Source organism: Deminuibacter soli (assembly GCF_003412455.1).
GTDB classification, from domain to species: domain Bacteria; phylum Bacteroidota; class Bacteroidia; order Chitinophagales; family Chitinophagaceae; genus Deminuibacter; species Deminuibacter soli.
Genome location: NZ_QTJU01000002.1, coordinates 249,266 through 261,723, shown reverse-complemented (window position 1 = coordinate 261,723; position 12,458 = coordinate 249,266). Strand labels below are relative to the sequence as shown.

The 12,458-nt window shown below is 48.9% G+C and carries 11 protein-coding genes and 1 riboswitch; of the genes, 6 read left to right on the top strand and 5 right to left on the bottom strand.

Annotation, left to right across the window (positions count from 1 at the left end; translation table 11 throughout):
* The first annotated feature begins 107 nt into the window (after positions 1 to 107).
* The 6 genes from DXN05_RS07525 to DXN05_RS07500 all read left to right on the top strand — a co-directional run bounded on the left by DXN05_RS07525 (position 108) and on the right by DXN05_RS07500 (position 8,646).
* On the top strand, positions 108 to 1,139 hold the full coding sequence (locus tag DXN05_RS07525) for a ligase-associated DNA damage response exonuclease (protein ID WP_116846626.1): 1,032 nt from the start codon (positions 108 to 110) through the stop codon (positions 1,137 to 1,139).
* Complete coding sequence (locus DXN05_RS07520; protein WP_116846625.1) at positions 1,136 to 2,755, top strand: ATP-dependent DNA ligase; 1,620 nt, start codon at positions 1,136 to 1,138, stop codon at positions 2,753 to 2,755. The genes DXN05_RS07525 and DXN05_RS07520 overlap by 4 nt, the downstream gene beginning before the upstream one ends.
* 56 nt (positions 2,756 to 2,811) lie before the next feature.
* Positions 2,812 to 5,292, top strand: a complete 2,481-nt coding sequence (locus tag DXN05_RS07515) for a ligase-associated DNA damage response DEXH box helicase (protein ID WP_116846624.1) — start codon at positions 2,812 to 2,814, stop codon at positions 5,290 to 5,292.
* A gap of 69 nt (positions 5,293 to 5,361) precedes the next feature.
* Positions 5,362 to 6,990, top strand: a complete 1,629-nt coding sequence (locus DXN05_RS07510; RefSeq protein WP_116846623.1) for an ArnT family glycosyltransferase — start codon at positions 5,362 to 5,364, stop codon at positions 6,988 to 6,990.
* Positions 6,991 to 7,083: 93 nt separating this feature from the next.
* A complete protein-coding gene (gene pdeM, locus DXN05_RS07505; protein WP_116846622.1) occupies positions 7,084 to 7,737 on the top strand; it encodes a ligase-associated DNA damage response endonuclease PdeM in 654 nt (217 codons plus the stop codon).
* Positions 7,738 to 7,743: 6 nt separating this feature from the next.
* The gene (locus tag DXN05_RS07500) at positions 7,744 to 8,646 is read left to right on the top strand and encodes a histone deacetylase family protein (RefSeq protein WP_116846621.1); all 903 of its coding nucleotides are present in this window, start codon (positions 7,744 to 7,746) and stop codon (positions 8,644 to 8,646) included.
* A gap of 16 nt (positions 8,647 to 8,662) precedes the next feature.
* On the opposite strand, the gene tenA is transcribed toward DXN05_RS07500, so the two are convergent.
* The 5 genes from tenA to DXN05_RS07475 all read right to left on the bottom strand — a co-directional run bounded on the left by tenA (position 8,663) and on the right by DXN05_RS07475 (position 12,319).
* Complete coding sequence (tenA, locus tag DXN05_RS07495) at positions 8,663 to 9,313, bottom strand: thiaminase II (RefSeq protein ID WP_116846620.1); 651 nt, start codon at positions 9,311 to 9,313, stop codon at positions 8,663 to 8,665.
* The gene (gene thiD, locus DXN05_RS07490; RefSeq protein WP_116846619.1) at positions 9,279 to 10,130 is read right to left on the bottom strand and encodes a bifunctional hydroxymethylpyrimidine kinase/phosphomethylpyrimidine kinase; all 852 of its coding nucleotides are present in this window, start codon (positions 10,128 to 10,130) and stop codon (positions 9,279 to 9,281) included. The genes tenA and thiD overlap by 35 nt, the downstream gene beginning before the upstream one ends.
* Before the next feature lie 73 nt (positions 10,131 to 10,203).
* Positions 10,204 to 10,836 (bottom strand): thiamine phosphate synthase, encoded by a 633-nt coding sequence (thiE, locus tag DXN05_RS07485; protein WP_116846618.1) that lies wholly within the window; start codon positions 10,834 to 10,836, stop codon positions 10,204 to 10,206.
* A complete protein-coding gene (gene thiM, locus DXN05_RS07480; protein ID WP_116847126.1) occupies positions 10,817 to 11,635 on the bottom strand; it encodes a hydroxyethylthiazole kinase in 819 nt (272 codons plus the stop codon). The genes thiE and thiM overlap by 20 nt, the downstream gene beginning before the upstream one ends.
* 51 nt (positions 11,636 to 11,686) lie before the next feature.
* Positions 11,687 to 11,782: riboswitch (TPP riboswitch) on the bottom strand.
* 156 nt (positions 11,783 to 11,938) lie between these two features.
* Positions 11,939 to 12,319: a VOC family protein gene (locus tag DXN05_RS07475; RefSeq protein WP_116847125.1), complete on the bottom strand. Its 381-nt coding sequence runs from the start codon at positions 12,317 to 12,319 to the stop codon at positions 11,939 to 11,941.
* Positions 12,320 to 12,458: the final 139 nt, after the last annotated feature.

The window sequence follows — 12,458 nt, the reverse complement described above, 5'->3', positions numbered from 1 at the left end:
ATTCCCGATTCTCGACAAGCATCCGCGCCGATCACGACTGACGATTCACGCTCAACGAACAATTGTCCTCCCCGATCGTTACAACTACAGCACCTAACCGTACGCCATTGCTCATAGAATTCACTGATAAAGGACTGTATTGCAGCGCAGGCAATTTTTACATTGATCCCTGGAAGCCTGTGGACAAAGCCGTGATTACCCACGCCCACAGCGATCACGCACGCTGGGGACACAAGGCTTATCTTTCCCATTATTTAACTGTTCCGCTATTGCAGGCCAGGCTTGGGCCGCAGCAATACCAGGGTATTGGCTGGAATGAGCCCGTGTACATGAACGGTGTGAAAGTATCGTTGCATCCTGCCGGGCATATTATCGGCTCATCGCAGGTGCGTGTAGAATACCAGGGAGAAGTATGGGTAGTAAGCGGTGATTACAAAACAGAAAACGACGGCATCAGCGGTGCGTTTGAGCCTGTGCCCTGTAACACGTTTATTACGGAATCTACTTTTGGTTTACCCATTTACACCTGGCAACCGCAGCCGGTGATTTTTGAACAGGTGCGTGAATGGGTGCAGCGCAATGGCAAAGCCCGGCAGAACAGCGTGTTTATCGCCTACAGCCTGGGCAAGGCACAACGCCTGTTAAAAGCACTTGAACCATTACAGCAGCCGGTATATGTGCACGGCGCTGTATGGAACATGCACCAGGCGCTGGTTTCAGCGGGAATTGATTTGCCCCCTGTACAACGCATTACACCTGAAACACCCAAAGAGACATTTCAATCTGCCATTATTATTGCACCGCCCAGTGCAGACGGCTCGCCCTGGATGAAAAAATTCACGCCTTATGAAGTGGGTGTTTGCAGCGGCTGGATGCAGGTGCGCGGCAATATGCGCAGGCGCAATGCTGATGCAGCTTTTGCATTAAGTGATCACGCAGACTGGCCGGGTTTGCTGAGCGCCGTAAAAGCTACCGGCGCACAACAGGTGTATGTAACACATGGCTTTCAAAGTGCCTTTAGCCGGTATCTTAATGAACAGGGTATATGGAGTGCAGAGGTAAAAACAGAATATGGCGGTGAAGAAGAAACAGAAGAAAACACAGTGACAGAAGACAATACAACAGGAGGTGCCGCATGAAACAGTTTGCCGCACTGGTAAGCATATTGGGCACTTCCACCAAAACCAATGATAAGCTGGAGGCGCTGTCTAACTATTTTTCAACGGCCAATGATGCAGACAAGGTATGGGTGATTGCGTTGTTCAGCGGGCGAAGACCCAAGCGCGTAGTGAATGCCTCGCTGCTGCAGCAATGGTGCATTGAATTAACGCAGCTGCCGGTTTGGCTGTTTGAAGAAAGCTATCATACAGTGGGCGACCTGGCCGAAACCATTGCCCTGTTGTTGCCCCAAACCACAGGCAACGATGGCAATGATGCACAACCGCTGCATACTTACCTCACACAGCTGGTGAAACTGGAAAAAGAAACAGAGACCGTAAAAAAAGAATACATTGTTACCTGCTGGATGCAGATGACCAAAGACGAACGTTTTGTATTCAACAAACTGCTTACCGGTGGCTTCAGGGTTGGCGTATCACAGAAAACCATTGTAAATGCACTTGCACAGGCTGTACAGCTGCCTGCTGCTGTAATTGCACACCGCATCAGCGGCAACTGGGACCCTTCCACCACGGCTTTTCAATCGTTGCTGAGTGAAGAACACGCTTCGCTGGACAGCTCCAAACCTTATCCCTTTTATCTTGCCTACCCGCTGGAAGCAAACCCGCAAACATTGGGCGAACCGGCTGAATGGCAGGCAGAATGGAAATGGGATGGCATACGCGGGCAGCTCATCAAACGCAATAACGAACTGTTTGTATGGAGCCGCGGCGAAGAACTGATGACCGATAAATTTCCCGAGTACAACGATCTGAATACCTTATTGCCAGACGGCACTGTACTCGATGGTGAAATTATACCCGGCATTGACGGGCAACCCCTGCCCTTTGCCCTGCTGCAAACCCGCATCGGCCGTAAAAACGTTACCAGGAAGCAATTGCAGGAAGCCCCCATCAATTTCTTTGCATATGATTTACTGGAATACAATCATGAAGACTGGCGTCCCAAATCACTCACAGAGCGCAGGCAACAACTGGAACAGGTTGTGAATGGCGCGCAGCATCCTGCATTGTTGCTTTCAACCATCGTTCCGTTTGATACATGGGAACAACTGGCAGCCACACGCCGGCAGGCACGTGATCATTTTGCAGAAGGACTGATGCTGAAACGGAAAAGCTCTTCTTACCAGGTAGGTCGTAAAGTAGGCGACTGGTGGAAATGGAAAATTGATCCCTTCACCATTGATGCAGTGATGATTTATGCGCAAAAAGGGCACGGCCGCAGGAGCAACCTGTATACAGATTATACATTTGCCGTGCGCGACGGCGATAAACTGGTGAGTTTTACCAAAGCCTATTCCGGTTTAACAGATAAAGAATTTAATGAAGTAGATGCCTTTGTAAAAAGACATGCCATTGAAAAATTCGGGCCGGTACGTACGGTAAAGCCTGAACTGGTTTTTGAAATTGCGTTTGAAGGCATTGTTGCCAGCAATCGCCACAAAAGCGGTGTGGCACTGCGTTTTCCGCGCATCAGCCGCTGGCGTAAAGACAAAAAGCCCGATGAAATAAACACCCTCGACGACCTGAAACAAATGCTGCGCCTGTATGGCACAGCCGGCGGGGAACAAACCTGAGCACGCCCGGCGCTGCTTAAAATAATTACACTAAGTTTGATACAACAAGCACTACATTGAAGCTGCAGCAAACCAAAGGATACCAGGTTATTAATGACTGGCTGAATGCCAAGGGATACCGCCCGTTTACTTTCCAGGAGCAAACATGGCAGCATATTGCCAATGGGGAAAGCGGGCTGGTGAATGCACCTACCGGTTTTGGTAAAACCTTCTCGGTGTTTCTTGGTGCGCTGATACAGTTTATCAACGAACACCCCGGCAACTATACAACCAAGGGCAAAAACGGCATGCAATTGCTGTGGATATCGCCGCTTCGTGCATTGGCCAAAGACATTGGCCGCGCCATGCAGGAAGTAATTGCAGAACTGGGCATGAGCTGGCAGGTAGGCATCCGCAATGGGGATACCGATATGGCAGAACGCCAGCGGCAAAAACGCAACATGCCCGAAGTGCTGATTATTACGCCTGAAAGCTTACACCTGCTGCTGGCGCAGAAGGGCTATCCCGAAGTGCTTGAAAAACTGCGCATCATTGCAGTAGACGAATGGCATGAATTGCTGGGCAGTAAACGCGGTGTACAGGTTGAGCTGGCCCTTACACGCATTATTCACGTGCAGCGCCGCATGTTGCAGCCTGGCCAACAGCCTTTGCGCTTATGGGGCATCTCGGCAACCATCGGTAATCTTGACCAGGCCAGGGAAGTATTGCTTGCACCCATGCAGCAAAAAGGCATCATTGTAAAAGCCGATCTTGATAAAAAAATCCACATCGAATCTGTACTGCCCGATGAAATTGAAAAATATCCTTGGGCCGGTCATCTCGGCATTAAGCTGGCACATAAAATAGTGCCCATCATTGAGCAGAGCAATACCACGCTTATTTTCATCAACACCAGGGGCATGAGCGAAATGTGGTATCAAACCCTGCTTAACATTGCCCCGCAGCTGGCAGGCGCCATTGCCCTGCACCACGGCAGCATTGAACAGGAGCTGCGGATTTGGGTAGAAGAAGCACTACATACCCAAAAGCTGAAAGCAGTGGTGTGTACGGCCAGTCTTGACCTCGGTGTAGACTTTCGCCCGGTAGATACAGTAATACAGGTAGGCTCACCCAAAGGCGTAGCGCGCTTTTTACAACGTGCAGGCCGAAGCGGTCACCAGCCAGGTGAAATAAGCACCATCTATTTTTTACCCACGCATTCGCTGGAACTGGTTGAAGCTGCCGCACTGAAACAAGCCATCAAAGAAAAGCTCATTGAAAGCCGCGACCCCATGTTATTGTGCTTTGATGTGCTCACCCAATTCCTCTGCACACTGGCAGTAAGCGAAGGGTTTAGTCCGGATGAAGTATACAAAGAAGTAAAAGCCACTTACTGTTTCGCCGATATGCAGGAAGAGGAATGGCGGGAGGTATTGCAGCACATTACCACCGGCGGCACTGCATTGCAGCAATACGATGAGTACCGCAAGGTAGAAGCCTATGACGGCCGTTATTATATCCGCAACCGGCGCATTGCCATGCGGCACCGCATGCACATTGGCACCATTGTGAGTGATGCCATGCTGAAAGTAAAATTTGCCTCAGGCGGCTTTATCGGGGTGATTGAAGAATACTTTATCAGCCGCCTTTCACCGGGCGACACCTTTACGCTCGCAGGCCGCAACCTGGAACTGATAGCCATCAAGGACATGACGGTGCTGGTGAAAAAATCCAATGCCACCAAATCTATTGTGCCCAGCTGGAACGGCGGCCGCATGCCGCTTTCGGCCAACCTGGGTTTAATGCTGCGGCAAACCTTTAACCATGCCCTTACTAAAAAGGCAAAGGAACCCGAACTCGCAGCCCTGAAACCACTGTTTGAATTGCAGGAGCAGCTGTCGCACATACCCAAATCAAACGAGTTGCTGGTTGAGCATATTGAAACCAAAGACGGCTATCATCTTTTTGTATACCCTTTTGAAGGCAGGTTGGTACACGAGGCCATGGGCACCTTGCTGGCTTACCGCATCAGCCGGTTAACGCCTATTACTTTTTCCATTGCCATGAATGATTATGGGTTTGAATTGCTTAGCGATCAGCCCATACCTGTAGACGATACCAATGTGTACGAGATATTCACGCCCGATAACCTGCTCAATGATATTCACAAAAGCGTGAACGCTGTTGAAATGGCCAAACGCAAATTCAGGGATATTTCGGTAATTGCCGGCCTGGTGTTCCAGGGTTATCCCGGTGAGCACAAAAAAGCCCGTCACCTGCAATCATCTGCTTCCCTGCTGTTTAAAGTATTTGCCGAATACGATCCCAAAAACATCCTGATACGCCAGGCATTCCAGGAAGTGCTTGACCAGCAGATGGAAGAAGTGCGCCTGCGCAATGCCCTGCAACGCATCCAGGAAGGCAAAATAGTGATCACCGTACCTGAACGGCTTACCCCCTTCTGTTTTCCCATTAAGGTAGACAGCCTGCGCGAAAACCTCTCTTCCGAAAAACTGGAAGACCGGGTGCGCCGCATGCAACAACAGCTCGAAAAATGATTTAAATTCGCCGCGCTACCCTTGATTACCGCAACACAGTTCAGTAATTAAACAATAACAGCGCTTTTTATGGCAGGCACAATCAACGGCTTATCTACCATGGGAATTGACACTACCAGTAGATGGCAGAAAAAATTCTTTGAATGGAGTTGCTTTTTATTACTGGTACTGGTTTACCTCAGCCATCTCGGCTATACCCCCATCGATACGGAAACCGATGAAGCCAGGCGCGCCATCGTTACACTGGAAATGGTGCTGAGTGGTGATTACATCAGTCCTACCATTAACGGTGCACTATACCTCAACAAACCACCTTTTTACAACTGGATCGTTGCAGCTTTTTTTAAACTGGCCGGCAGCCATTCCATGTTTGTATTCAGGCTACCGGTTATTGTTGCCGTGATCATTACCGGCTTTATCGTATACAAGTTTGTAAAGAAGTACACCAACCAGGCATTCGCCTTCCTGGCGGCTTTTACCTTTATGACCAATGGCCGTATTCTAATTTACGATTCCTTACAAGGGCTTATCGATGAAACCTTCACCATCGGCGTATACCTGAGTTTTATGCTGATTTATTATTACGGCGAACAGAAGAAATACTACCATCTTTTCATTACCACCTATATATTAACTGCAATCGGCTTTTTAATGAAAGGCCTGCCTGCCTTCATTTTCCAGGGCATTACCCTGCTGGTGTATTTTATTTTCTTCGACAAGTTTAAAAAGCTGTTTCACCTGGCACATTTTATTGGTGGCTTTATTTGTTTAGCCATATTGGGCGCGTACTACTATGTATATTTCAAACATACACAAATGGAGCCCGGCGTGTTATTCAGCAACCTGCTTACAGAAAGCACCAAACGCACTGTAGCAGGCAAAGGCTGGATGGCAACGATTACCCATTTCATTTTTTTCCCGGCCGAACTGCTGTATCACTTTTTACCGTGGACCATTTTCGTGGTGGCATTGCTCAACAAAAAAGTATTGCAGTACATCAAAGAAAACCCGTTTATCAAATACAATGCACTGATACTGCTGTTCAACATTCTCGTATACTGGACATCACCCGAAGTAATGGCACGTTACCTGTTTATGTTTGTACCGCTCATTTTTACAGTGATGTACTATGTACTGTTCCGTGAAAATGAAAACGGCTGGCAGCAGCGCACTTTGCTGGTAACCGTATTGGTAGTTTGTGCCATTATGCTGGCATTCTCCGTTGTATCAATCTTTCTGCCGGTTTGCAACCGCGTACCCAATGCGTTCCTGAAATCAATATCGCTGGTAATCGCTTTTGCGCTGATTCTCTGGGGAATGATCCGTTACAAACAAAGCCGTTATTACCTGTTCATCATGGCAGTACTGGTATTTCGTATGACGTTTAACTGGTTTATTGTGGCGCAGCGGGCAGACAAATATTTTCATGCAGAGGCAGACGGCAAACAGGTAGCCGCCATTACTGCCGGGCAGCCTTTGTACATTCTGCAACATGCACAGGTAGGCAATTTCGACGGCATGACTTTCCACATCAGCAACCGCCGCAACGAAATACTGCGTTTTAAACCGCTGCAACCCGGTAATGCCTACTTTATTGCCGACAAAAAACAGCTGGATTCAATACCCGCACACAATACTTATTTCAGCTTTACCAACTACCTCAGTGATTCACTGTTTGTAGTGCAATTGAAGCAGTAAGGGGTTAAAATATACTAAAAACGCATGCAACGCAATCCACACGGGTGCTGCATGCGTTTTTAGTTTAAGCTGTTTTGTATATTTGCTGCTGCAATGTTTTTACCCGTATCACATCATATCCGCAATAATACGTTCTGGCTTTCGTCTGAACGCTGTATTTACTGGGAACAGGGCGAGGCCCTCATTGTGTCAGATCTGCACATTGGTAAAACCGGTCATTTCAGAAAAGCCGGTATTGCTGTTCCCCAGGCAGTGCTGAAACATGATCTGCAGCGTTTGTTTAACCATATACAGCATTACAGGCCCAAAGAGCTCATCATTGTGGGAGATTTGTTTCACAGCAGGGAAAACCTTGAAATGGATTTATTTATCCGCTGGCGCAACGATTTGCCCGGTGTGCAGTTTACGCTGGTTAAGGGCAATCACGATATTTTGCCGGAGAGCTGGTATGGCAATGCCGGTATCAGTACCGTCAGCGGCATACATACCACGGGCGGTTTGGCATTTACACACGACCCGGTTGATTCCGTTACAACCAGTTCACATTATACTTTTACCGGGCATTTGCATCCCGGTGTGCGCATTAGCGGCATGGGCAGGCAAACGCTCAGTTTTCCCTGTTATTATTTTGGAGAACAGTACGCGGTGCTGCCTGCCTTCAGCCAGTTCACCGGTCTTGCCCACATAGAAGCCCGGCCCAACGACAAGCTGTTTGCCATTGTTAACCAGTCTGTAATAGCTATGTAACGCCACATGATTCACATTGCATTCGACGCCATATATGCCCATCCGCTGCCCGAGAACCACCGTTTCCCGATGCTGAAGTATGAGCTTATTCCCGGCCAGCTGTTACACGAAGGTTATATCACCGCCGCCAATCTTTTTTCACCTGCACCCTGCACCGCATCAACCGTATTGCTTACACACGATGCAGATTACCTGGGCAAACTGATGCACCAAACGCTCAGCCCGTCTGAACAACGTAAAATCGGCTTTCAGCAGTCGCCCCAGTTAACACAGCGCGAGCTGATTATTACGCAAGGCACCATCGATTGTTGTTACCATGCCATACAGCACGGTGTAGCATTAAATATTGCAGGCGGTACACACCATGCATTTGCAAATCATGGCGAAGGGTTTTGTTTACTGAATGATATGGCCGTGGCAGCCAATTTCCTGCTGCGCAATGGCGATGCAGGAAAAATATTGATCATCGACCTGGATGTACACCAGGGCAACGGTACGGCCAGCCTGTTTGCCAATGAGCCAAGGGTATTTACTTTCAGTATGCACGGCGCACACAATTACCCGTTTCACAAAGAAAAATCAGACCTGGATATCGGGCTGGCAGATGGTACGGAGACAGATGCTTACCTGCAACAATTACACGAAGCCCTGCCTGCCATCATTGCACGCGAGCAACCCGATTTTGCTTTCTATCTATCCGGTGTAGACATTCTTGAAACCGACAAGTTCGGCAAGCTGAAAGTGAGCATGGAAGGCTGTTTACAGCGCGACCAGTTTGTATTTCAAACCCTGCAGGCGCACCGTATCCCGGTTTGCGTGGCCATGGGCGGCGGTTATTCCCCTGATGTTAAAACCATTGTTGAAGCACATTGCAATACTTTTAAAACAGCGATAGCGCTGTATTCGTAGTCCAAACCGTGTATACTTAAACAGCCCACTGTTCCATTTGCCACGCACTGTTCCAGAACAGCCACTCCATCCTGGAGGCTGTAACAAATGCCTGCTGCATATGGGCCTGCTGTTGTGGTGTAAGTGTTGCCGCCACTGCATCGCAAATGGCAATGGCCTCGGTTACCGCTGCATCAAAAGCCTCGCCTGCATAAGTATCAATCCAGTTTTTATAGGGATTGTTTATTCCATTTTGCTGCCGGTAAATATGCAGGCCCACTTCCCGGTATATCCAGAAGCAAGGCAATACAGCAGCCATCGCCGTTTCCACCGGTTCAAATGCAACCGTAGCCTGCAAATAGTTAGTATATTGAAAACAGGCAGGCGCAGCCTGTGCAGCAGTGATCTGCAACTTCTCAAAATAGTTGCCGTGTAAAGACTGCTCTACCACTACAGCAGTAGAAGCAAATTGCGCAAACGACAACAATTGTTTTGACTGGTGCGCTTTTGCGGCAATCATCGCCAGCACCCTGCTGAATGAAGCGAGGTACACCGCATCCTGCGCAATGTAGAAACTGAATTTTTCTTCCGTTAAACTGCCATTACACAAAGCCTGGTTAAAAGGATGTACGATGATTTTTGAATAAATACTTTCAATAGCCTGCCAGGCTTGTTCGCTCCATTTCATATTTGATGGTTGGTACTGGTTTGTAAAAATGATTTAACGGCCCATGCCCTTTACCGGTTACCACATCGGCACCTGCTGCAATGGCAGCTGTGATGTATGCCTTTGCGTTCGATACTGCCGTAGCCAGTGTTTGCTCCTGTGCCAGGTAAGCAGCAATGGCCGATGACATGGTGCAGCCGGTGCCATGCACATTATTGCCGGGTACATAATCAGCTTCAAGCAGCAAAAACTCACCGTTCTGCTGCAACAGCACATCGTACATTTTTTTACCCGGCAAATGCCCGCCTTTAATCAGCACAGCCTGGCAGCGGGTTTGCAAAAGCCTGGCAGCCGCTTCGCGCATGCTGCTTACATCCCGCACCTGTATGCCGGTGAGTACTGCCACTTCATCAAGGTTGGGCGTAATTACTGTTGCCAGCGGAAACAATTGTGTTTTCAGTATTTCAATGGTTTCCTCCTGTATCAGCCTGTCACCACTGGTAGCCACCATCACCGGATCGAGCACCACGGGCACCTGCGGCCATTTGCGCAATGCTTCAGCCACTGCCAGCGCAAGCGCCGGCGTATGCAGCATACCTGTTTTAACAGCAACAGGGGCAATGTCTTCCATCACGGCCTGTATCTGGTCGCGCACAATAGCCGGTGGTATGTCATGAATGCCAGTTACACCCAATGTATTCTGTACCGTGATGGCGGTAATGGCTGTTGTGGCATAGCATCCAAGTGCAGCAATGGTTTTAATATCTGCCTGTATACCTGCTCCCCCGCCACTGTCAGACCCCGCGATTGTTAAAACAGCCGGATATTTGTATTGCATGGAAAAGTTTAAGAAGTTTCATAGTTCCACAGTTCAATGGTTCTATGGTTTATAACATTATGTTTCCTGTACTTTATTTTGTTACCTGTTCAATCGCTTCCCTTAGCTGCGCTGCGGCTTTTGCGGGGTTTTCGGCTGAACAAATTGCTGATACTACTGCCAGGCAATCTGCGCCGGCGGCTATTACTGCTGCTGCGTTTTGTTCATTGATATTGCCGATTGCAACCAATGGCTTATTGGTTTGCGACCGTATCTGCGCAATGCCCTCCAACCCCCACACAGTTACCGTATCCTGTTTAGTACCGGTGGCAAATACCGGGCTTACAGCAAGATAATCTGACACCTGGGCCTGTACCGTCTGCAATTGCTGCAAATACTCGATAGAGTAACCCAGCAAACACGATGGCCATTGCGCTTTTACCTGCGCGGGTGCTGTATCGCTGTTGCCCACATGCAAACCGGCGCTCCCGGTTTGCATGGCTACCGATACATGATCATTGATAATTAACGGAACATTGTAGCGATCGAGCAATTCCTTTAAACGCAAGGCTTTGGTGAGAAAAGCAGCGTCATCCAGCTGCTTCTCCCGCAGCTGCACCAGGTCTACCCCACCTTTTACCGCCTGTTCCACTACATCAAAAAAATTGCGGCCCAGGCAGGCGCGTTCATCGGTAACGAGATACAGTTTATACGGGAATGCCTGCATGTACAATGGTTAACTGAAGTTTGCTGTTGAAAGTCTGCTCATCTAGGGTATACAATGCATCCAGAAAATATTGCTGCACACTGCCCGGACCGGCCGCTTTCGCTGCTGCCAGTTCACCGGCTATGCCCATCAGTGCCATAGCTGCAACCGCGCTCTGGTAGGGCTTTTGCGGTGCTGTTGCGCAAAATGCACCGGTAATGGCTGTAGCAGTACATCCCATGCCTGTCACTTTTGCCATCAGCGGATGCCCGTTGGCTATGGCAGTAACCCGGTCGCCCTGTACAATGTAATCTACCGCGCCTGACACTACCACTACGCAGTTCACTGCTTCGCTCAGCCGTTTGGCCGCATCCAATGCCTGCTCGCTGCTGTGCTGGCTGTCTACACCTTTGGTAGCCGATTCAATACTGGCCAGCGCCAGTATTTCAGAAGCGTTTCCCCTGATTACGGCTGGACTGTATTTCAGCAGTTCACGCAATACTTCGTTGCGATAGCTGGTGGCGCCTGCGCCAACAGGATCGAGCACCCAGGGGCGTTGCAAAGCCTTTGCACGGGCTGCTGCCAGCTCCATGCTTTTTACCCAGTAATCGTCCAGTGTGCCGATGTTAATAACGAGTGCCCCGGCAATAGCTGTCATATCTTCCACTTCACCGTGCGCATGTGCCATTACCGGCGAGGCGCCTGCTGCCAGCAAGGCATTGGCAGTATTGTTCATCACCACATAATTGGTGATGTTGTGTACCAGCGGACTTTGTGCACGCACCAGCTGCACCTGCTGCCACAATTGTTCTTGCAACATAATGTAGGTATTAATGGTAAAGCTGTAGGAAGTTTCCGGCAAGTACGCGCCGGCAGGATCATGGCTTTTCCCTACGCCGGTATTAACCGGATCAGGTACAAAGGGTATGATCTCAGTCCACATTGGTGGACACCCCTAAAGCAATTGCAAGATACATTTTCCGCGTAATAAAACAACAGGCCAATCAGCCGCAGCTAATGAGCGATCGCACCGCAAACCAAAGGCCGGGCATAAAAAACTGCCTGAAAAGCTCAGGCAGTAAGGTTTTCACAGGTAATACATTGGGTACAAAACGGGATAAGCTTACCCTGCTTCATGCTCGGCAAAAGTGATCACAAAGCCATCGGGATCGGCAACGGAAAATTCCGTAGCACCATAGAATGTTTTTTCAAGCCCTTTTAAAATGGGCACAGCTTGTTCCAGCCGTTTAAAATAGGCTTGTATGTTGTGCAGGTTAATATACAATAACAACGATCCGCCGCCTGCCCTGCTGATGGGCGGCAACTCATCTGCCAGGCTTTCCATTGTTTGCAGCATAACAGAAACCCGGCCATTGGTAAGCATTGCCCACACAAACGGCGCAGCTTCCGGCACAGACATAGTTCGTGTAAAACCAAGGCGTTCATAAAATTCAATCGATGTTGCCATGTCTGCAACAAAAAGATTAGGTGCAATACTATCCATAACAATTGTTTTAGTCGAGATACAGTACAGGATACCATTCAGCATTGCGCAATTGCGCAGGCAAATCAGCACGGCAGTGCAGTTACCATACAGGCCGCATGCATTCAGTTGCGGCATGCAGCAACCTGTACCTGTTTGG